Here is a 20,198-nt window from a genome sequence, read left to right on the forward strand (position 1 = left end):
CCTGTCAGATGACTTCGAGCAAGCCTTCCCCGGCCGAAATCTCGCAGGCGCCGGGGCTTTCCTCCAGGTTCAGCGCCACGACCTTGCCGTCTTCGACCAGCATCGCATAGCGCTTGGAGCGCGCGATCAGGCCGGCTGGCGGGGCGTCGAAATCCATGCCGATCGCCTTGGTGAATTCCGAGGCCGGATCGGCCAGCATGGTCAGTCCGGCCGCAGTTGCGCCCGTGGCCTCGCCCCAGGCCTTCATCACGAAGGGGTCGTTGACCGACACGCAGATGATCTCGTCCACGCCTTTGGCCGCAAACTGGTCCTTGGTGCGCATGAAGCTGGGCACATGGGCCGAGTGGCAGGTGGGGGTGAACGCGCCGGGCACGGCAAAGATCACCACCTTGCGGCCCTTGACCTTGCTGGAGACCCGCACCTCTTCCGGTCCGTCAGCGCCCATCTGGATCAGGGTTGCTTCGGGCAGGGTGTCGCCGGTTGAAATCATCTTCATGCTCCTGTCGATTGAAATTGCAAACTCGCTCCTTGCCGCAATATAGGTGGGCGGGTGGCACAAGCCACGGGAAATTGACAGGGGGCGGACCAGATGAGCCATATCGTCGTGATCGGAGCCGGGCAGGCGGGGTCATCACTGGTGGCCGGGCTGCGCAAAGGCGGGTTTGACGGGGCGATCACCCTGATCGGGGCGGAACCCGTGCTGCCCTATCAGCGCCCGCCGCTGTCCAAGGCCTATCTGCTGGGCGAGATGGAGCTTGAACGGCTCTACCTGCGCCCCGAAAGTTTCTATGCCGAGAACGATATCACCCTGCGTCTGGGCCAGCAGGTGGGCGCGATCGACCCGGCGGCCAAGACCGTGACCATAAGCGGTGAGGTGATATCCTACGACCAGCTTGCCCTGACCACCGGCTCGCATCCGCGCCGCCTGCCTGCCGCGATCGGCGGAGACCTGGCGGCCGTGCATGTGGTGCGCACGCTGGCCGATGTGGACACGATGGCCCCCGCCGTCACCCAAGGCGCGCGGGCGCTGATCGTGGGCGGCGGTTATATCGGGCTCGAGGCCGCGGCGGTCTGCGCCAAACGCGGCGTGCAGGTGACGCTGGTCGAGATGGCTGACCGCATCCTGCAGCGTGTCGCGGCCCCCGAGACCAGCGACTATTTCCGCGCACTGCACAGCGCGCATGGCGTGGACATCCGCGAAGGCGTAGGGCTGGACCGGATCACCGGCGAGAATGGCAAGGTCACCGGCGCGGTGCTGGGCGACGGGACCGAACTCGAGGTCGATTTCGTGGTGGTCGGCGTGGGCATCACTCCGGCCACCGAACTGGCCGAAGCGGCCGGGCTTGCCATCGAAAACGGTATCAAAACCGATGTGCATGGCCGCACCTCTGCCGCCGATATCTGGGCGGCGGGCGATTGCGCCTCGTTCCCCTACAAGGGCCGGCGAATCCGTCTGGAAAGCGTGCCCAACGCCATCGACCAGGCCGAGGTGGTGGCGCAGAACATGCTGGGCGCGGGCAAGGATTACGTGGCCACGCCCTGGTTCTGGTCGGACCAGTATGACGTGAAGCTGCAGATCGCCGGGCTGAACATGGGTTATGACCACGTCGTAACCCGTCCGGGCGAGGGAGCGACCACCTCGTTCTGGTATTACCAGGGCGATCAGCTGCTGGCCGTGGATGCGATGAACGACCCGCGCGCCTATATGGTCGGCAAGCGCCTGATCGACGCGGGAAAAACCGCCGATCCGGCGGTGGTGGCCGACCCCGCAGCGGATCTGAAACCGCTGCTCAAGGCGTGAGGATCATCGCCGGAGATTTCCGGGGCCGGGCGCTGGCCTCGGTCGGCAAGGGGGATGCGGGCGCGCATCTGCGCCCCACCACCGACCGGGTTCGCGAAAGCCTGTTCAACGTGCTGAACCACCTGATCGATTTCGACGGGCTGCGGGTGCTGGACCTGTTCGCCGGCACCGGCGCGCTGGGGCTCGAGGCGCTGTCACGCGGCGCGGCGCATGTCATCTTCGTCGATGACGGGCGGGTGGCGCAGGGGCTGATCCGCAAGAATATCGACCTGACCCGCAGCGCCGACCGCACCGCCCTGATCCGCCGCGACGCGACGCGGCTGGGCGATAATCCCGAAGCGCCGTTCGACCTGATCTTTCTCGACCCGCCCTATGGCAAGGGAATGGGGCAAAAGGCGCTGGTGGCGGCACTCAAGGGCGGCTGGCTGGCCGATGACACGCTGGTGGTCTGGGAAGAGAACGCCCCGATGGCCCCGCCCGAAGGCTTTACGCTGCACAATGCGCGCAAATACGGCGACACCCATGTCTCTCTGATGTGGCGGGACGGAACGCATGCATGATCTGGTAATCTTTGATTGCGACGGTGTCTTGGTCGACAGTGAAACGATCTCCAACCAAGTGATGGTCGACAACCTGGCCGGGTATGGGCTGAACCTGTCGCTGCAGGACTGCATGTCGATGTTCGTGGGCGGCACCATGTCGGGCGTCCGGGACTCGGCTCGCAAGATGGGCGCTGACCTGCCCGATGACTGGACCGAGCAGATCTATGCGCAGATCTATGATGTGCTGCGCGCAGGTGTTCCCGTGATTCCGGGAATCCCCGAGTTGCTGCGCCATCTGGACGAACAGCGCATTCCATTCTGTGTGGCCTCGAACGGGCGGCGCGAGAAGATGCAGATCACCTTGGGCCAGAACGGGCTGTGGGACAGGTTCCAGGGCGCGATCTTCTCGGCCCCATGAGGTCGGCAGCGCCAAGCCCGAGCCGGGGTTGTTCCAGACCGCGGCCCGACATTTCGGTGCGAAGTCGCCCGTCGTCATCGAGGACAGTGTGAACGGTGTGACCGCCGCGATCCGGGCCCAGATGAGGTGCCTTGCCTATGCGCCGCACGATGACGGCGCGCGCCTGGCCGGGCTCGGGGCTGAAGTCATCCGTGACATGAAGGAGGTGCCGCAGCTTTTGGGTCATTGACGGGTCTGTGCTAGACTGCGGTCATGGACCGCGCACTTTCACGCCCACTCTGGCCCGCCCGGTTCGAGAGGCAGGCCACCTCAGGACCCGAGCCACAGCCTCGGCCCGCACCCGTCTTCATTCAGGACGCGGTGACACCTTGGGGCCCGGACACCCTGCTGCTGAAGCTTCTACGCGATCAGGCCGCTGATCAGGAGGAATAGGTCGGGTGGAACTTTCCGCCCGGTGACAGGGTAAAGATCTCGACCCCGTCCGCCGTCACACCCACCGAATGCTCGAACTGCGCCGACAGCGACTTGTCGCGGGTCACGGCGGTCCAGTCATCGGCCAGCGTCTTGGTCTCGGGGCGGCCCAGATTCACCATCGGCTCGATGGTGAAGAACATGCCTTCTTCCAGAACCGCGCCGGTGCCCGGGCGGCCATAGTGCAGCACGTTGGGCGGCGCGTGGAACACGCGGCCAAGCCCGTGCCCGCAGAAATCGCGCACCACGCTCATGCGGTGGGCTTCGACATAAGACTGGATCGCGTGGCCAATGTCACCGAAGGTGTTGCCCGGCTTGACCATCTCAATGCCTTTGAACAGGGCGTCGTGGGTCACCTGGATCAGCCGCTCGGCCTTGCGCGGCAGCTTTCCGGCCACATACATGCGCGACGTGTCGCCGAACCAACCGTCGACGATCACGGTCACGTCGATATTCAGGATGTCGCCATCCTTGAGCTTCTTGTCCCCGGGAATCCCGTGGCAGACCACGTGGTTCACGCTGATGCAGCTGGCGTGCTGATAGCCTTTGTAACCGATGGTGGCCGATTTCGCGCCGGCGTCCTCGACCATCTGGGTGATGATCCGGTCGATCTCGCCAGTGGTCTGGCCGGGAAAGACATGCTCGGCAATATCATCCAGGATGCGCGCCGCCAGAGCCCCTGCCGCGTGCATGCCGGCAAAGTCAGCCTGTTCGTAGATGCGGATACCGTCCTTCGTCAGACGGCCACGATGCTCTTTCATTCGTGCGGGGCTCCAAAAAATTCTGCGCAGCATCCTTTCTACGCTGCTTGTGCAGAAAGTACCAGAGGGCGCAGGGACGCGGGTGCCTGCCCTGATCTGAATTTGGATGCGGGGGGCGAAACGTCAAGGGACGTTGCCGCGTTTTGCGCGGGTGGTCCGGCCCGGCGTCAAAAGGCCTCGACCGATGCCCGGATTTGGGGCCAAATGAATGTACACAGACTCATTTGGTCGGGAAGAGAGGAGCCGGATGAATGTCGCAGAAACGGGAACTGATATCGAATGGAAACCCCATGGAGGCGGTCGTCGGCTTCAGCCGCGCCGTTCGGGTGGGGAATTTCATCGCGGTCGGGGGGACTGCCCCGGTCGATGCGCAAGGCAAGACAGTCGGGGTCGGGGACGTCTATCTGCAGACCAAGCAATGCTTTGAGATCATCAAGGATGCGCTGGAGCGTGCCGGATCGGGTTTGCAGGACATCGTCCGAACCCGCGTGATCCTGACCGATATCGACAATTGGAAGCAGGCGATTGAGGCCCGCAAGCTGTACTGTCTGGGCGCGCGACCCGTGGACACGATCATGGCGATCAACAGGTTCGTAAATCCCGAATGGTTGGTTGAAATCGAGGTCGACGCCGTCGTCCCCGATTGAATTGCTGTGCGGCGGAAATCGACCGGCCTTCAGTCGCTGGAGATCGTCGCCTGCGGCTGAACCCAGACGCCATCCGGTGAGATGCGCGTACCACAGACCACGTGTTCAACCCCATTGGCCCGGGCAGTCGCAAACGCTGCCGCGTAGGCCGGATCGATATCCGCGGCCAACGCGAATTTGCGGCAGTCCGTGCGCTGAACAAGGTAGAGCAGGATGGCCCGGTGTCCTTGCGCGGCCATTTCAGCCAGTTCCCCCAGATGTTTGGTGCCCCGAGCGGTGACGCTGTCGGGGAATTCGGCCAGCCCCGGTTCGCGCGACAGGGTCACGCTTTTGACCTCGACATAGGCGTCGGGCAGCCCGGGTTGCGTCAGCAAAAAGTCGATGCGGCTGTTCTGGCCGTATCTGACCTCGGGCCGCACGGTTTCATAGGCGGCCAATGCGGGGATCTCCCGGGCTTGGAGCGCAGCGCGCAAGGCCCGGTTGGGGACCGAAGTATCAACGCCGGTAAAATGGCCGTTTTCATGATCGACCAGCCGCCAGCCGAATTTGAGCTTTTTCTTCGGGTCTTCATTAGGCTCAAGCCAGATCTTTTCGCCCGGTTCGGCCAGACCCATCATCGAACCCGGATTGGCGCAATGGGCCGTCACCTCGCGCCCGTCCTCAAGCCTGCAGTCGGCCAGAAAGCGTTTATAGCGGCGGATCAGGCGGGCGGGCACAAGAGGGGTTTGAAAGCGCATGGTTCCGGGCCTATACCTGCCGCAAAGGTCGATCAAGAGGAGAGCGTGCCATGCCCAACCCAACCGCTGCAATGCTGGTGATCGGGGATGAAATCCTGTCCGGCCGAACCCGCGACGCGAACATGCACTTTCTGGCGCAGGAGCTGACCAAGCATGGCATCGACCTGAAAGAAGTTCGTATCGTCAGCGATGACGCCGAGGCCATAGAATCCGCCGTCAAGGCGCTGTCGCAGGCCTATGACCATGTGTTCACCAGCGGGGGCATCGGCCCGACCCATGACGACATCACCGCCGATTGCATCGCCCGCGCCTTCGGGGCCCATATCGACGTGCGCGAGGACGCCCGTGCCCTGCTGCAGGCGCATTACGACCAATCGGGGCTGGAGTTGAACGAAGCGCGCCTGCGCATGGCGCGCATCCCTGACGGGGCAACGCTGATCGACAACCCGGTTTCCACCGCGCCGGGCTTCACGCTGGGCAACGTCCACGTGATGGCCGGGGTGCCCTCGGTGTTCCGGGCAATGGTGGCCAGCGTGCTGCCCACCCTGACCGGAGGCAAACCGTTGTTGTCGCAGACCCTGCGCGTGAACCGGGGCGAGGGCGACATCGCCGCCAATCTGTCGGCCCTGGCGCAGGATTTCGGCGACCTGTCGATCGGCTGCTACCCGTTTCAGGTCAACGGCGTGTTCGGCGCCAACGTGGTGGTGCGCGGCACCGACGGCGCCCGCATCGACGCCGCCATCACCCGCCTGGCAAGGGAGCTTGACCTTTGAGCGTCGACTGGGCCGCCGTCGTTGACGGCACTTGGCCTGCCGCTCGGTACTCGCAACTGGGTCCGTTCCTGCTGCGCGAAGGGCAGGGGGGCGGCTCGCGCGTGTCGGCGGCCAGCCGTATCGGCCCGGTCACCCCGCCGGATATCGACGCGGCCGAGGCGGCCATGCTGGAGATGGGCCAGAAACGCATCTTTTGCCTGCGCCCGGGTGATGAGGCACTGGATGAAATGCTGGCCGCGCGGGGCTATGGGATCCTCGATCCGGTCAACATCTATGCCTGCCCGGTCGCGCGGCTGACCGACCAGCCGGTGCCGCCGGTCACCGTCTTTACCCTGTGGGAGCCGCTGGCCATCATGCGCGAGATCTGGGCGCAGGGGGGCATCGGCCCCGAACGCCTAGCGGTGATGGAGCGCGTCCCCGGGCCCAAGACCGGCCTGTTGCTGCGCCACCGCGATCAGCCGGCGGGCACCGGTTTCGTGGCCATCCACGACGGCATCGCCATGCTGCACGCGCTTGAGATCGTACCCGCCCACCGCCGGCAGGGGTTGGGCCAATGGGCAATGCGCGCCGCGGCCTTTTGGGCGCTGGACAACGGCGCGCATACCCTTAGCGTGATCTGCACCAAGGCCAATACCGGCGCCAACGCGCTCTACCACTCTCTGGGGATGGAACGCGTCGGAGAGTATCACTATCGCCAGCTGGTCTGAGAGGAGACAGACGTGACCGATCGAGACATGCCCACCGCGCTTGACCTGCCAATGGTGGATCCGCTGCCGCCCGAGACGCAGAAATACTTCGATATCTGCGTCGAGAAGCTGGGCATGGTCCCGAACGTACTGAAGGCAAACGCCTTTGACATCGACAAGCTGAACGCGTTCACGGGCATGTACAATGACCTGATGCTGGCGGACAGCGGGCTCAGCAAGCTGGAACGTGAGATGATCGCAGTCGTGGTCTCGTCGATCAACCGCTGCTTCTATTGCCTGGTGGCCCATGGTGCTGCCGTGCGTCAGCTGTCAGGTGATCCCAAGCTGGGTGAAATGCTGGTGATGAACTACCGTGTAGCGCCGCTGGATGCCCGCCAGCGCGCGATGTTGGACTTCGCCGCAAAGATGACCACCGCCAGCGCCGAGATCGAGGAACCGGACCGCCAGCGCCTGCGCGATGCGGGGTTCACCGACCGCGATATCTGGGACATCGCAAATGTTGCGGGCTTCTTCAACATGTCCAACCGGGTCGCCAGTGCCACGGCGATGGTGCCCAATGACGAGTATCACGCGCAGTTTCGATGACCCGATTTGCTGTCCTTCTTTTCTGTCTGATCGCGGGTCCTGTGGCGGCGCAGGACCTGTCGCTGCCGGCGAGCGCGCGACAAATCAGCCAGCGCGTCAGCCCGCTGGACAGCTACCAATTGCCGATCGGCCCGTTTGCAGACAACGCCGTTCCCGCGCGCACGGTCGAAGGCCGGATCGAGCGCACCACATGGCGCTTGCAGGCCGGATCCAGCACGACGCTGCAGATCCTCGACCCGCTGCGGGATCAGCTCAGGGCGCAGGGTTTCGAGATCGCTTTTGAATGTGAGGCCCGCACTTGCGGTGGGTTCGACTTCCGCTTTGGAACCGAGGTGGTGCCGACGCCCGACATGTATGTGGCAATCAATGACTATCGATTTCTGTCAGCCACTCGTGGAGCCGAAGCCCTGACCTTGCTGATCAGCCGAAACCAGCCCGACGGGTATGTGCAGATGATCCGCGTCACTCCGAAGGGTAAGACCCCACCGCCGCTGGTGGTCGAGGAAACGGTGATTGGCGGCGACGGGCTGGTTGCCAGCCTTGTACGGGATGGACACGTGATACTCGGCGATCTCAGCTTTGAGACGGGCGAGGTCGCCTTGGGGGCCGGGCCATTCGAGTCGCTGGGCCTGCTGGCTGGCTACCTGGCCGAAACCCCCGGCGCGCGGCTGGCGCTGGTTGGGCACACCGACGACACCGGCGACCTGCAGGCCAATATCGAGGTCAGCACGCGCCGCGCTCAGGCTGTCCGTGCGCGGTTGATCGAGGCACATGGAGTGGCCGAAGACCGCGTGCAGGCGCAGGGCGTCGGCTACCTCGCCCCGATCGTTTCCAACGCCACCCCGGAAGGGCGCGAACAGAACCGCCGGGTCGAGGCTGTTCTGCTGTTGAACTGACCAAGAAAAAAAGCCCGCGCAACTTGCGCGGGCCGGTCAGTCTTCACTGGGAGGTCTTACCAATCCATCGGACCTTTTTCGGCAAAGGACTCGACAAGGAAATCAATGAACGCCCGCACCTTGGGCTGGGTGAACCGGCCCGGCGGGTACACCGCATAGACGCCCTGAACCTCGTCCGGCAACGATGGCATCGCGTCGACCACCTGGCCGGATTTCAGCGCGTCCGCGTAAAGATAGCTGGGCAGATAAGCGATTCCGAGGCCCGAGATCGCCGCATTCAACAGGGATTGTCCGTCGTTCACGCTCAGCCAACCGGCCGTGCGCACCTGCCTCTTTTCGCCCGAGGGCGCAGTCAACTTCCAGACGTTGCCCGAGGACTGGCTGGAGTAATGCAGCAGCTTGTGTTCGTTGAGGTCATCGATCTTTGCCGGGCGCCCGAACTTCTCGATATAGCTGGGGGCCGCAACCATGCGTTTGACCGTTTCGGTCAGCTTGCGCGCGCGCAGGGTGCTGTCTTCCAGTTCGCCGATACGCACGGCCACGTCGAACCCTTCGGAAATCAGTTCGACATAGCGATTGTTCAAGACCATGTTCACGGTGATGTCGGGATAGGCCGCCAGGAAACCCGAAAGAACGGGTGACAGGTGGTTCACCCCGAAATCAGTGGCCACACTGATGCGCAGCAGACCCGAAGGCGCCGATTGCATCGACGTCACCAGCGCGTCGGCTTCGCCTGCATCATTCAGCACACGGCGTGCGCGGTCGTAATAGGCCAGCCCGATCTCGGTCGGCGACACGCGGCGCGTCGTGCGGTTCAGCAAACGCGCGCCCAAGCGGGCCTCCAAGCTCGACACGTGCTTTGACACGGCTGATTTGGAAATGCCCATCTTTTTGGCCGCGTCGGTGAAACCACCTTGGTCCACCACGTTGGCGAAGGCCTCCATTTCTGTCAGTCGGTCCATTCTCGTTCCCCAGGTCGTCTGTTCGTTGACCGACCATCGCCTCCAATCTGGGCGGAAACTGGGCAGACATGGGATAATATCAGGGTTTTGAATCGGATCGTTTGCGCTTCGGAAACGCGGAAACAGTGGTTTCCCGCCTGCATCCGCCCCCTGTTTGCGTGTTCTTTTCTGGTAATTTCTCGCAACGTGCTAAAGTCAGAATGGCATTTTTGTGACCAGGGAGGAGATCATGAAAGCCATTCTAGCAACTATTTTTTGCCTGTTTGCCCCCTTGGCCTGGGCCGGAGGGGAGACGCCATCGAACCCGGACGCCGAAGTCTATTTCGTCAACCTGTCGGACGGCGACACGGTAACGTCGCCGGTGACGGTGGTCTTTGGCCTCCGCGGTATGGGCGTTGCGCCAGCCGGGACCGAAAAGGAAAACACCGGCCATCACCATTTGCTGATCGATCGCCCCCCATTGGGTCAGGGTGAGGACGGGGCCGACGAACTGGCCTATGGACTGCCGGCTGATGACAACCACCTGCACTTTGGCGGTGGTCAGACCGAAGTCACGTTGGAGCTTGCCCCCGGGACGCACACGTTGCAACTGGTCCTGGGCGATGCGGGTCATGTGCCTCACGCGACGCCGATCGTTTCCGAGGTGATAACGATCACCGTGGAGTAGCCCGTACCGACCAACCGCAGCGCCGGGACCAACCCGCCGACAGCGGCGGGACGGTTTCGGTTTGATTGCATGTGCTTGCCTCGCCTATACACGATCCCGATCAGGGGCGGAGCCATGGTATTTGAATGAACGTTGTTTTTGGGGTCGACCGGAACTTTCTGTATCCCGCATTGCTGTCGGCCTATTCCGTGGTCAAGAACGCCAGCCGGCCTGTTGACGTTACCATTTTCGGTCAGGATTTCACCGCACAGGACATCGCAGCCGTCGAACAGCTGGACCGCGCCGTCGACAACGGCACGGTCCGCTATCGGGAGTTCCAGTCCGAGACGCTCGGCCGATTTTCAGAGTTCAAGACGAAATACCCGAAAATCACGCTGCTGCCGTTGTTTCTGCCAGACTTCTTTTCGGGCCGGTGTCTGTTCATTGACGCCGACACTCTTGTGCTGGGCGATGTCTGCGAGTTGCAGGAGCTCGACATGAATGGCCACGGGATCGGGGCCTGTGTCGACATGGGATTGGTCACGCTGGGCGAAGGTCGCTTTCTGCGCCCATCCATGCAGAGTGTTCTGAGGCCGGGGCACGAACACCAAAAGTCGGTGACGCGCGTTTTGCGCAGCATCCGGTTGGGCTTTCTGCCCGGCGAGAACTACTTCAATGCGGGCATCCTTCTGATGGATTGCGAAGCGATCCGGAACTCACCCGCAGGCAAGGAGCTGGGCGATTTCGACAAGCTGATCCCGCATATCCACGACCTGCCCGAGCAGGATCGGATGAACCAGATTTTTGCGGGCCAGTGGCTCAGACTTCCTCAGCAGTGGAACACGCGGCCGCAGATTTGGTACGACGCGCACAGTCCGAAATTCCGGCATACCTCTGCCGAATTTCGAGACCAACTGAAACAGGCAAGCCGAAACCCGAAGATGTGGCACTATATCGGGGGCAAGAAGCCCTGGCGCGCGAAGCCAGCGTCACAAATTCTTCTGCGCCGCGCCTTTCGGGACTACCAGGAATACCTGGCACTGTTCGAGGACGAGACAGGTCTGACTTTTTCCGTTTAAGGCGGGGAATTGGCTCAACTCTCAAAAAAGCCACCCGGGCATCGTTCGGGTGGCTTTCTTTTGTCTGGGTGTTCTCGCCTTGGGGCAGTGGACGGAACGGGTCTTCCCTAAAGTGCAGCGGCCAGCCGCGTGCCCTGGTTGATCGCCCGCTTGGCATCCAGTTCCGCGGCCACATCCGCGCCGCCGATCACATGCGGGGTGATCCCGCGTTCGATCAGTGCATCGGCCAACGACCGCTCGGGCACCTGTCCGGCACAAAGGACAATCGTTTCGGCTTTGATAACCGTCGGGTCCGCGCGCTCTTCTCCGAATGAGACATGCAGCCCCTCGTCGTCGATGCGCTCGTAGTTCACGCCGCCCACGAAGTTCACGTCCTTCATCTTCAGCGTCGCGCGGTGGATCCAGCCGGTGGTCTTGCCCAGCCCCTTGCCATGCGCCTGCTTCTTGCGTTGAAGCAGCGTGACCTGCCGCTTGGGCGCCTCGGGCTGCGGGCCTTCGGGCGCCAGGCCCGAGCGGTGTTGTTCAGGGTCGGCGACGCCCCATTCCTTCATCCACAAGGGCAGGTCGGTGGTGGGCGAGTGGCCTTCCTCGAGCAGGTATTCCGACACGTCGAAGCCGATGCCGCCGGCGCCGATCACGGCCACCGATTTGCCCACCGGGGCCTTGTCGCGCAGCACGTCGATATAGTTCACGACATTGTCGCGGTCCTCGCCGGGGATCTGCGGGTCGCGCGGGTTGACGCCGGTGGCGATCACCACCTCGTCGAACCCGGCCAGATCGTCGGCGCCAACCGCGCGGCCCAGTTCCACAGTGACGCCCAGCGTGTCCAGCATGGTGCGATACCAGTCCACCAAGCCCCAGAACTCTTCCTTGCCCGGCACCTGCTTGGCCATGTTCAGCTGGCCGCCGATCTCGTCGGCCTTGTCGAACACGGTCACGTCATGGCCGCGTTCAGCCGCCGTCATCGCGGTGGACAGGCCCGCCGGACCCGCGCCCACGATGGCCACGCGCTTGGGCGCGGCGGCCTTTTCGATCACCAGCTCGGTCTCGTGGCAGGCGCGCGGGTTCACCAGGCACGATGTCAGCTTGCCGCTGAAGGTGTGATCCAGGCAGGCCTGGTTGCAGGCGATGCAGGGCGCGATCTTGGCCGATTCACCGGCTATCGCCTTGGCCACGAAATCCGCATCCGCCAGCATCGGCCGCGCCAGCGAGACCATGTCGGCGCAGCCGGTCGACAGCACTTCTTCGGCGACTTCGGGCGTGTTGATCCGGTTCGAAGTGATGACCGGAATCCCCACCTTGCCCATCAGCTTCTTCGTCACCCAGGCAAAGGCCGCGCGCGGGACGCTGGTGGCAATTGTGGGAATCCGAGCCTCGTGCCAGCCGATGCCAGTGTTGATGATCGTCGCCCCGGCCTTCTCGACCGCTTGCGCCAGCTGCACCACCTCTTCATGGGTCGAGCCATTGGGCACAAGGTCGATCATCGACAGGCGGTAGATGATGATGAAATCGGTGCCCACCGCCGCGCGGGTGCGGCGCACGATTTCCAGCGGCAGGCGCATCCGGTTCTCATAGGACCCGCCCCAGCGGTCGGTGCGCTTGTTGGTATGGGTCACCAGGAACTGGTTGATGAAATACCCCTCGGACCCCATGATCTCGACCCCGTCATAGCCCGCCTTCTGGGCCAGCACGGCGGCGTTCACGATGTCGCTGATCTGCTTCTCGATGCCCTCTTCGTCCAGCTCGTTGGGGGGGAAGGGCGAGATTGGTGACTTCACCGGGCTGGGGGCCACACATTTCGGGCCATAGGCATAGCGGCCTGCGTGCAGGATCTGCATGGCGATCTTGCCGCCCGCCTGATGCACCCGGTCGGTGACGACAGAATGATTGGCCACATCCTTGTCGCTGGCCATCATCGCCGCCCCCGGCAGGACCGAGCCTTCGAGGTTCGGTCCGATGCCACCCGTCACCATCAGCGCCACGCCACCACGTGCGCGCGAGGCGTAGAATTCGGCCACCCGGTTCCAGTCGCCGGTTTCCTCCAGCCCGGTATGCATCGAGCCCATCAGGACCCGGTTCTTCAACGTGGTAAAGCCCAGATCCAGCGGGGCCAGCAGGTTCGGGTACGCAGTCATCTTGAAACTCTCCCTCAATTCGGGGCCGACAATCGCGCCGCACCGCGCCGGTGTCACGCGAAACCTGACGTCACCCCCTTTGCCGCCGCTTTGCCAGTTGCTACAGCTTGGCCAACCACATCGCGAGGCCCGCCCATGACCCCAGAACAGATCGCCAAACTGCCTTATCGCCCCTGCGTCGGCCTGATGCTGATGAACGATCAGGGCAAGATCTTCGTCGGCCAGCGCAACGACCGCTTCGAGGACGCCTGGCAGATGCCCCAGGGTGGCGTGGACGAGGGTGAATCTCCGCGCGCGGCGGCCCTGCGCGAATTGCAGGAGGAAATCGGCGTCACCCCCGACCTCGTGGAAATCGTGGCCGAGACCGACGGCTGGCTGCCCTACGACCTGCCGCATGACGTCGTGCCCCACATCTGGAAGGGCCGCTTCCGCGGGCAGGAGCAGAAATGGTTCCTGCTGCGGTTTCTGGGAACCGACGACCAGATCGACATCGAGACCGACCACCCCGAATTCACCTGCTGGAAATGGCAGGACCCCGACCGCCTGATTGCCGAGATCGTACCCTTCAAGCGCGAGGTCTACGAGCGGGTGATGGAGGCATTCGGCGCGCATATTCGTCGCACTTGACGCGGGCTTGAAACAGGCGCAAGTCTTGCGCGCTTTTTTGGGCCGCGCAGCAGTAGCGGCCTTTTGCGGATGGTGAATTTCATGCGCCAGCCAAAGATTCTGACGACGCTCAAAACCTATGACATGGCTCAGTTCACGGCGGATCTGATCGCCGGGATTTCGGTTGCCATGGTGGCCCTGCCGCTGAGCCTGGCGATCGCCATCGCCTCGGGCGCGGACCCGGCGCAGGGGTTGGTCACGGCCATCGTCGCGGGGTTCGTCATTTCGGCGCTGGGGGGCAGCCGGGTCCAGATCGGAGGCCCGACCGGCGCCTTCATCGTGGTGGTGTTCGGCGTGATTGCCGAACACGGATATGACGGGTTGGTCATGGCCACCTTCATGGCAGGGTTCATCCTGCTGATCGCGGGTTATTTCCGGGCCGGGCGATTGATCTCATTCGTGCCCGAGGCCGTTGTCAACGGCTTTACCATCGGCATCGCCGTCATCATCGCCACCAGCCAGATCAAGGATTTCTTCGGCCTGTCGATTCAAAATCTGCCCGCCGAATTTCTTGAGAAAGTACCCGCGCTATGGGACGCGCGCGACACGCTGAACCTGCCGGCCACGGGAACCGCCCTGCTGGCGGCCGTTCTGATCGTTGCCCTGCGCCGGATCGCGCCGCGTTTTCCGGGGCTGATCATCGCGGTCGGCGTTGCCTCGGCGCTGGTCGCGCTGATGGGGCTGGGGGTCGACACGATCCATTCGCGGTTCGGTGATCTGCCCTCGACCCTGCCTGCGCCCCAGCTGCCCGACCTGTCGCTGTCGCGCTTTGTCGAGCTGTTCCCTTCGGCGGTCGTGATCGCCTTTCTGGCCGGAGTGGAATCGCTGCTGTCGGCCATGGTTGCCGACCGGATGATCGGCGGGCAGCACAGGCCCAACGCGGAATTGACGGCCCAGGGCGCGGCCAACATCGCCTCGGCCCTGTTCGGAGGGTTGCCGGCCACCGGGGCTATCGCGCGCACGGCGACGAACATCAAGGCGGGCGGCAAGACGCCGGTTGCGGGCATCATCCACGCGTTGACGATCCTGCTGATCCTGCTGGTTGCGGCCCCGGCGGCGGGCTATCTGGCCATGCCGGCGTTGGCCGCGCTGTTGATGATCACCGCGTGGAACATGAGTGAGCCGCACAAATGGGGTGAATATGCCCGCGCGCGCCCCAGCGATCGGGCGCTGCTGGTTCTGACCATGCTGCTGACCGTCTTCATCGACCTGACCGTGGCCATCGGTGTCGGCGTCGCCATCGGGCTTGCCCTGCGGCTTAGCCGGCGCGAGTCGGTCCAGACGGACTGGACCCCGCCAGATCGGTGAGGAACTCACGCGCCCTCAACTGAACAGGTTGAACTGGCTGGCGTCCACCGGCGCTATATGGCCGGTTGCTGAATTTTGGTGTGCAAAGCACAGCGAACCTGTGCGTGGTGCCGGAGAACACCCAAACTACGCCCAAGCTCATCCGCTGGATTCGGCGGGACCCCGACGGCTTGATTGCCGAGATCCTGCCCTTTAGGCGGTAGCCTTTGAGCGGGTGCCCCCGCTCAAACCAACCCTTCGTCCCGCAGCAGTTCCAGCATGTTCGCCTCGGGGCGCGGGCCGATATGGCTGATCACTTCTCTGGCGCAGACGTTGCCGATGCGGGCGCATGTCTCCATGTCGCGGCCCGTCGCCATGCCGAACAGGAATCCGGCGGCGAACTGGTCGCCCGCGCCGGTAGCGTCCACCGGCACAACCTTCTCGACCGGCACGTCGATGCGAATGCCGTCATGCAGAACCGTCACCCCGTCGCCCGAGCGGGTGCAGACCACCAGCGGGCAGATCGCAGCCGTGCGCCGCAGCGCCTCTTCCAGGTCGTCGGTCTCGAACAGCGATTTGATCTCGGCCTCGTTGCCGATCACGAAATCCAGCTCGTGTTCGATCAGCAGCAGGAAATCGGTGCGGTGACGCTCGACGCAGAACGGGTCGGAGATAGCGATGCCGGTCTTGCCGCCGCCGTTGCGACAGTCGCGCGCGGCCTCCAGGAAGGCGGTCTTGCCCTTCTCCTTGTCGAACAGATACCCCTCGAGGAACATGATCTGGCTGTTGCCCGCCACCTCGGCCGGCACGTCGGCCGAGGACAGTTCCGAGGAAATCCCCAGATAGGTGTTCATCGACCGTTCGCCATCGGGCGAGACGAAGATCATCGAGCGCGAGGTCGGCAGTTCGCCCCCCGGCACGGGCGGGTTTACGAAATCCACGCCGTCCTCGTTCATCGCATCGGCATAGAACCGGCCCAGTGCATCATCATGCACCCGCCCGATGAAGGCCGCGTCCAGACCCAGCGCACCCGCGCCCGCGATGGTGTTGGCCACCGACCCGCCCGGCGTCTGCACCCGGTTTTCCATGGCTGCATACAGCACCTCGCCGCGTTCGCGTTCGATCAGCTGCATGATCCCTTTTTCGATTCCCATCATCTCGAGAAAGCTGTCGTCGGCCTGAGAGATGACGTCCACAACGGCGTTGCCGATGCCGGTCAGGTGATAGGTTTTCATAGGGTCTTGTCCTCGAATTGGCACAGGTCGCGGATCAGGCAGGTGCCGCATTGCGGCTTGCGCGCCTTGCAGTGGTACCGGCCGTGCAGGATCAGCCAGTGATGGGCGTGAAGCTGAAAGTCCACCGGAATATTGTCTTCGATGGCGCGTTCCACGGCATCCACATCCTTGCCGGGGCAGATACCCGTGCGGTTGCCGACGCGAAAGATATGGGTGTCCACCGCCTGCGCCGGGTATCGCCACCACATGTTCAGCACCACGTTCGCGGTCTTGCGCCCGACGCCCGGCAGAGATTGCAGCGCCGCGCGCGAATTGGGCACCTCGCCGCCGTAGTCCTCGACCAGGATGCGCGACATCTTGATGACGTTCTTGGCCTTCTGGCGGAACAGGCCGATGGTCTTGATGTGCTCGATCAACCCCTCTTCGCCGAGGTCGAGCATCTTCTGCGGCGTGTCCGCGATCTTGAACAGCGCGCGGGTGGCCTTGTTGACGCCCGCATCGGTCGCCTGCGCCGACAGCGCCACGGCGACGACAAGCGTGTACACGTTCACGTGCTCAAGCTCGCCCTTGGGTTCGGAGTCGGCCTGCTGGAACCGGATAAAGATCTCGCGGATCGTGTGATAATCAAGCTGCTTTGCCATCCGGGCCTTAATGCCGCCCGCGGTGCCGGGTGACAAGCCCAAAGCCGGCCGTGCCGCCAATGCGCAAGTTTCGGGTCGCACCGTCGGGCCCGGCGCGGCTAGGATGGGACAAGCCATAGCAAGGTGAATGCCATGAACGTCCAGACATCCGAATCCGGTTACCACTACAACGTGATGCGGCGCGCGATCGATCTGATCGACCAGGGCGGCGAGTCGCTGTCGCTGGAAGAGCTGGCCCGCCAGATGGATATGAGCCCCGCCCATTTCCAGCGCCTGTTCTCGCGCTGGACGGGCGTGTCGCCGAAACGCTACCAGCAATATTTGACGCTCGGCCATGCCAAGGCGCTGCTGCGCGAGCGGTTCACCACGCTGGAGACCGCGCACAGCGTCGGTCTGTCCGGCAGCGGCCGCCTGCACGACCTGTTCCTGAAATGGGAGGCGATGAGCCCCGGCGAATATGCCCGCAAGGGGGCCGGGCTGACCATCTATTGGGGCTGGTTCGAAAGCCCCTTTGGCCCGGCGCTGGTGATGGGCACGGCCAAGGGCATCTGCGGCATGGCCTTTGCCGCCGAGACCGGCGAAGAGGCCGCGATGCAGGACATGCTGTCGCGCTGGCCCCTGGCGGAATACGTCGAGGATCCGATGCGCCTGCGCCCGTGGGTCCTGTCGGCCTTCGGCGCGGCCAGCGACCGGCTGGAGCCTACGCCGTTGTACCTGATCGGCTCACCCTTGCAGATCAAGGTGTGGGAGGCGCTGATGCAGATCCCCTCGGGCCAGGTGACGACCTATTCCCAGATCGCGCAGGCCGTGGGCACGCCGCAGGCGGTGCGGGCAGTGGGCACGGCGGTGGGCCGCAACCCGGTCAGTTGGCTGATCCCCTGCCACCGCGCGCTGCGCAAATCGGGGGGCCTGGGCGGCTATCACTGGGGGTTGCCCGTCAAACGCGCCATGCTGGCCTACGAGGCGGCGCAGGCCGATGCCTGATTGACTTGGGGTCTCGCGCCTGCCAAAAGGCGCGCAGGTTCGGGTCTCCTGCCGCTCGCGGCCCTTTGGCTTTGGTGAAACCCGGTTCAAACCACATCTGTTGCCCTTTCCCGGCGCGCGGATGGCAAGGCGAGCCCCGTCCAATACTCGCGCCCGTTTCTGGAAACGAGGCAAGACATGACACAGATCCGAACCATCGCCCCCGTGGGCGAGCTGAAAGTGCAGGCCAAACGCCTGCGCGAGAAACTGCGTGGCGCCGGCGTGGCCCTGAGCCATGCGCAATCGCTTGAGATGATCGCCCATCAGCATGGCGCACGCGACTGGAATACGATGCACGCGATGGCCGGAAACCGGCTGCACCTGAAGGTCGGAGACCGCGTGCGGGGTACCTATCTGGGCCAGCCCTTCACCGGGGAAATCCGCGGCCTGACGATGCTGGGCGACGGCGCGCAGCGGCGGATCACGCTGCAGTTCGACACCCCGGTCGACGTGGTGACCTTTGACAGCTTCTCGGCCTTTCGCCAGCGCGTCAGCGGTCAGATCGGCTGGGACGGTCGGTCAGCTCGCCATACGTCGAACGGCGAGCCACAACTGGTGGTGCGTCCGGCCTGACGCAAACGGGGCAAGGTGCCTGTCCGCGCCTTGCCCCACATTTTGTGCGTTCCCGTGCGGGGGTTATTCCGGGGTCCAGCCGCTGACGGCCTTGACCTCCAAAAAGTCCTCCAGCCCCCAGACACCGCCTTCACGCCCGTTGCCGGACTGTTTCATGCCGCCAAAGGGCGAACCGGCAGCGCGCGACTGGCCGTTCATCTCGACCATGCCCGAGCGCAGTTTGCGCGCCATGCGGTTGGCGCGGGCGCCGTCCTGCGTCTGGACATAGTTGGTCAGGCCATAGGGCGTGTCATTGGCGATCTCGATGGCCTCTTCCTCGGTATCGAAGGGGATCATGGTCAGGACCGGGCCAAAGATCTCCTCGCGCGCGATGGTCATCTGGTTGTTGGCGTCGGCAAACACGGTGGGGCGCACGAAATAGCCTTTGTTGAACCCTTCGGGGCGACCGGGACCGCCGGCGATCAGGCGCGCACCCTCGTCGATGCCTTTCGTGATCAGGGCCTGGATCTTGGTCCATTGCAGCTCGTTCACGACGGGGCCGATATGGCGGCCTTCCTGCATCGCCGGGCCCACGGTGACCTTATTGGCGACCTCGGCCGCGGTTTCCACGGCTTGATCATAGATCGGGCGCTGCACCAGCATCCGGCTGGGCGCGTTGCAGCTCTGGCCGGTGTTGTTCATCATGTGCAGCACGCCGCGCTTGACCGCCTTGTCATCGGCATCGGCAAAGATCACGTTGGCGCCCTTGCCGCCCAGTTCCAGATGCACCTTCTTGAGCGTGTCGGCGGCGTTCTTGGAAATCGCCGTGCCCGCACGGGTCGAGCCGGTGAAGCTGACCATGTCGACGTCCGGATGCCCCGACAGTTGCGAACCCACGCCCACGCCGTCGCCGTTCACCAGGTTGAAGACACCCGGCGGAAAGCCCGCCTCGTGCATCATCTCGGCAAAGATCATCGCGTTCAGCGGGCTTTGCTCGGACGGTTTCAGAACCATGGTGCAGCCCGCGATCGCCGCCGCGCCCACCTTGAGCGTGATCTGATTCATCGGCCAGTTCCACGGGGTGATCAGCGCGGCGACGCCGACTGCCTCGTAGATGATCCGGTCATTGGGGGCATGATCGCCCAGGGGGCGCTCGAACTGGAAACTCTTGGCTGCTCGAATGAAATTCTTCAGGTGCCAGATCCCGGCGCCCACCTGCTGGGTGCGCGACATGTCGATCGGCGCGCCCATCTCCATCGACATTGCCTGCGCGAGGTCTTCGGCGCGGGTGGGGTAGATCTCGATCAGCTTTTCCACCAGCGCGATGCGCTCTTCGACCGGCGTGGCCATCCAGCCCGGCAGCGCCGTCTTGGCCGCCGCCACGGCCGCGTCGGTATCGGCCTGACCGCCCAGAGAAATCACCGTGCAGGGCTCCTCGGTCGAGGGGTCGATCACATGGAAATTATTGGCTTGGCTGGGGGCGACCCACTGGCCGTTGATGTAAAAGTCGCGTTTCTCGATCATGGCGTGTCCTCTTGATCCGCATTCATTCGACCGCGCGGTCGGTTTTCCCGGGCACTCTGTCACTGCGGCCCCCTTGGGGCAAGGCAATTCTGGAAATTTGATCAAATTAT

The 20,198-nt window shown here is 63.8% G+C and carries 22 protein-coding genes and 1 pseudogene; 15 read left to right on the forward strand and 8 right to left on the reverse strand.

Annotated features, from left to right (window positions below; translation table 11 throughout):
* Nucleotides 1-4: 4 nt before the first annotated feature.
* On the reverse strand, nucleotides 5-490 hold the full coding sequence (locus tag ACR0LD_RS12125) for a peroxiredoxin (protein WP_170360950.1): 486 nt from the start codon (nucleotides 488-490) through the stop codon (nucleotides 5-7).
* 99 nt (nucleotides 491-589) lie between these two features.
* On the opposite strand from ACR0LD_RS12125, the gene ACR0LD_RS12130 reads away from it, so the two are divergent.
* The 4 genes and pseudogenes from ACR0LD_RS12130 to ACR0LD_RS12145 all read left to right on the forward strand — a co-directional run bounded on the left by ACR0LD_RS12130 (nucleotide 590) and on the right by ACR0LD_RS12145 (nucleotide 3,193).
* Nucleotides 590-1,801: an NAD(P)/FAD-dependent oxidoreductase gene (locus ACR0LD_RS12130; RefSeq protein ID WP_480637142.1), complete on the forward strand. Its 1,212-nt coding sequence runs from the start codon at nucleotides 590-592 to the stop codon at nucleotides 1,799-1,801.
* On the forward strand, nucleotides 1,798-2,361 hold the full coding sequence (gene rsmD / locus ACR0LD_RS12135; protein ID WP_480637144.1) for a 16S rRNA (guanine(966)-N(2))-methyltransferase RsmD: 564 nt from the start codon (nucleotides 1,798-1,800) through the stop codon (nucleotides 2,359-2,361). The genes ACR0LD_RS12130 and rsmD overlap by 4 nt, the downstream gene beginning before the upstream one ends.
* Nucleotides 2,354-2,990: pseudogene (locus tag ACR0LD_RS12140) on the forward strand (HAD family hydrolase). The gene rsmD and the pseudogene ACR0LD_RS12140 overlap by 8 nt, the downstream one beginning before the upstream one ends.
* Before the next feature lie 23 nt (nucleotides 2,991-3,013).
* The gene (locus ACR0LD_RS12145; RefSeq protein ID WP_170596459.1) at nucleotides 3,014-3,193 is read left to right on the forward strand and encodes a hypothetical protein; all 180 of its coding nucleotides are present in this window, start codon (nucleotides 3,014-3,016) and stop codon (nucleotides 3,191-3,193) included.
* Here the strand turns inward: ACR0LD_RS12145 and map are convergent.
* A complete protein-coding gene (gene map, locus ACR0LD_RS12150; protein WP_170360548.1) occupies nucleotides 3,181-3,993 on the reverse strand; it encodes a type I methionyl aminopeptidase in 813 nt (270 codons plus the stop codon). The genes ACR0LD_RS12145 and map overlap by 13 nt on opposite strands.
* 251 nt (nucleotides 3,994-4,244) lie before the next feature.
* Between map and ACR0LD_RS12155 the strand changes: the two genes are divergently transcribed.
* Nucleotides 4,245-4,640 carry a RidA family protein gene (locus tag ACR0LD_RS12155; protein WP_254429964.1) on the forward strand — a complete coding sequence of 132 codons (396 nt, stop codon included), beginning with the start codon at nucleotides 4,245-4,247 and terminating at the stop codon, nucleotides 4,638-4,640.
* A 29-nt stretch (nucleotides 4,641-4,669) separates the two neighbouring features.
* On the opposite strand, the gene sfsA is transcribed toward ACR0LD_RS12155, so the two are convergent.
* Nucleotides 4,670-5,377 (reverse strand): DNA/RNA nuclease SfsA, encoded by a 708-nt coding sequence (gene sfsA, locus ACR0LD_RS12160; protein ID WP_480637147.1) that lies wholly within the window; start codon nucleotides 5,375-5,377, stop codon nucleotides 4,670-4,672.
* Nucleotides 5,378-5,427: 50 nt separating this feature from the next.
* On the opposite strand from sfsA, the gene ACR0LD_RS12165 reads away from it, so the two are divergent.
* The 4 genes from ACR0LD_RS12165 to ACR0LD_RS12180 are packed head-to-tail and all read left to right on the forward strand — an operon-like array spanning nucleotide 5,428 to nucleotide 8,338.
* A complete protein-coding gene (locus tag ACR0LD_RS12165) occupies nucleotides 5,428-6,150 on the forward strand; it encodes a competence/damage-inducible protein A (protein ID WP_170360552.1) in 723 nt (240 codons plus the stop codon).
* Entirely contained in the window at nucleotides 6,147-6,857 is a 711-nt protein-coding gene (locus ACR0LD_RS12170; RefSeq protein WP_480637150.1) for a GNAT family N-acetyltransferase, read from the forward strand. Before ACR0LD_RS12165 ends, ACR0LD_RS12170 begins: the two co-directional genes overlap by 4 nt.
* 12 nt (nucleotides 6,858-6,869) lie before the next feature.
* Nucleotides 6,870-7,442, forward strand: a complete 573-nt coding sequence (locus ACR0LD_RS12175; RefSeq protein ID WP_170360556.1) for a peroxidase-related enzyme — start codon at nucleotides 6,870-6,872, stop codon at nucleotides 7,440-7,442.
* Nucleotides 7,439-8,338, forward strand: coding sequence for an OmpA family protein (locus ACR0LD_RS12180; RefSeq protein ID WP_480637152.1), 900 nt, complete (start codon nucleotides 7,439-7,441; stop codon nucleotides 8,336-8,338). Before ACR0LD_RS12175 ends, ACR0LD_RS12180 begins: the two co-directional genes overlap by 4 nt.
* A gap of 56 nt (nucleotides 8,339-8,394) precedes the next feature.
* Here the strand turns inward: ACR0LD_RS12180 and ACR0LD_RS12185 are convergent, their stop codons facing one another.
* Complete coding sequence (locus ACR0LD_RS12185) at nucleotides 8,395-9,300, reverse strand: LysR family transcriptional regulator (protein WP_093964122.1); 906 nt, start codon at nucleotides 9,298-9,300, stop codon at nucleotides 8,395-8,397.
* Nucleotides 9,301-9,529: 229 nt separating this feature from the next.
* Between ACR0LD_RS12185 and ACR0LD_RS12190 the strand changes: the two genes are divergently transcribed.
* Together ACR0LD_RS12190 and ACR0LD_RS12195 are read left to right on the forward strand one after the other, a co-directional pair.
* Nucleotides 9,530-9,967 (forward strand): DUF4399 domain-containing protein, encoded by a 438-nt coding sequence (locus tag ACR0LD_RS12190; protein ID WP_170341071.1) that lies wholly within the window; start codon nucleotides 9,530-9,532, stop codon nucleotides 9,965-9,967.
* Nucleotides 9,968-10,092: 125 nt separating this feature from the next.
* Nucleotides 10,093-11,025: a glycosyltransferase family 8 protein gene (locus ACR0LD_RS12195; protein ID WP_480637155.1), complete on the forward strand. Its 933-nt coding sequence runs from the start codon at nucleotides 10,093-10,095 to the stop codon at nucleotides 11,023-11,025.
* Nucleotides 11,026-11,132: 107 nt separating this feature from the next.
* Here ACR0LD_RS12195 and ACR0LD_RS12200 read toward each other — a convergent pair whose 3' ends face one another.
* Entirely contained in the window at nucleotides 11,133-13,160 is a 2,028-nt protein-coding gene (locus ACR0LD_RS12200; RefSeq protein WP_480637157.1) for an FAD-dependent oxidoreductase, read from the reverse strand.
* A 135-nt stretch (nucleotides 13,161-13,295) separates the two neighbouring features.
* Between ACR0LD_RS12200 and ACR0LD_RS12205 the strand changes: the two genes are divergently transcribed.
* Together ACR0LD_RS12205 and ACR0LD_RS12210 are read left to right on the forward strand one after the other, a co-directional pair.
* Nucleotides 13,296-13,787, forward strand: coding sequence for an RNA pyrophosphohydrolase (locus tag ACR0LD_RS12205; RefSeq protein ID WP_170364701.1), 492 nt, complete (start codon nucleotides 13,296-13,298; stop codon nucleotides 13,785-13,787).
* Nucleotides 13,788-13,868: 81 nt separating this feature from the next.
* Nucleotides 13,869-15,134, forward strand: coding sequence for a SulP family inorganic anion transporter (locus ACR0LD_RS12210; RefSeq protein ID WP_170364703.1), 1,266 nt, complete (start codon nucleotides 13,869-13,871; stop codon nucleotides 15,132-15,134).
* Nucleotides 15,135-15,358: 224 nt separating this feature from the next.
* On the opposite strand, the gene ACR0LD_RS12215 is transcribed toward ACR0LD_RS12210, so the two are convergent.
* Together ACR0LD_RS12215 and nth are read right to left on the reverse strand one after the other, a co-directional pair.
* On the reverse strand, nucleotides 15,359-16,348 hold the full coding sequence (locus tag ACR0LD_RS12215) for an adenosine kinase (RefSeq protein WP_170364705.1): 990 nt from the start codon (nucleotides 16,346-16,348) through the stop codon (nucleotides 15,359-15,361).
* On the reverse strand, nucleotides 16,345-16,989 hold the full coding sequence (nth, locus tag ACR0LD_RS12220; protein WP_170364707.1) for an endonuclease III: 645 nt from the start codon (nucleotides 16,987-16,989) through the stop codon (nucleotides 16,345-16,347). Before nth ends, ACR0LD_RS12215 begins: the two co-directional genes overlap by 4 nt.
* Nucleotides 16,990-17,121: 132 nt before the next feature.
* Between nth and ACR0LD_RS12225 the strand changes: the two genes are divergently transcribed.
* Both ACR0LD_RS12225 and ACR0LD_RS12230 read left to right on the forward strand, forming a co-directional pair.
* Complete coding sequence (locus ACR0LD_RS12225; RefSeq protein WP_170364127.1) at nucleotides 17,122-17,973, forward strand: bifunctional helix-turn-helix domain-containing protein/methylated-DNA--[protein]-cysteine S-methyltransferase; 852 nt, start codon at nucleotides 17,122-17,124, stop codon at nucleotides 17,971-17,973.
* Between the two features lie 177 nt (nucleotides 17,974-18,150).
* Entirely contained in the window at nucleotides 18,151-18,585 is a 435-nt protein-coding gene (locus ACR0LD_RS12230) for a glyoxalase superfamily protein (RefSeq protein WP_170364710.1), read from the forward strand.
* A gap of 63 nt (nucleotides 18,586-18,648) precedes the next feature.
* Here the strand turns inward: ACR0LD_RS12230 and ACR0LD_RS12235 are convergent, their stop codons facing one another.
* Nucleotides 18,649-20,088, reverse strand: a complete 1,440-nt coding sequence (locus ACR0LD_RS12235; protein WP_480637161.1) for an aldehyde dehydrogenase family protein — start codon at nucleotides 20,086-20,088, stop codon at nucleotides 18,649-18,651.
* Nucleotides 20,089-20,198: the final 110 nt, after the last annotated feature.

This window comes from Ruegeria sp. BF8 (assembly GCF_056538625.1).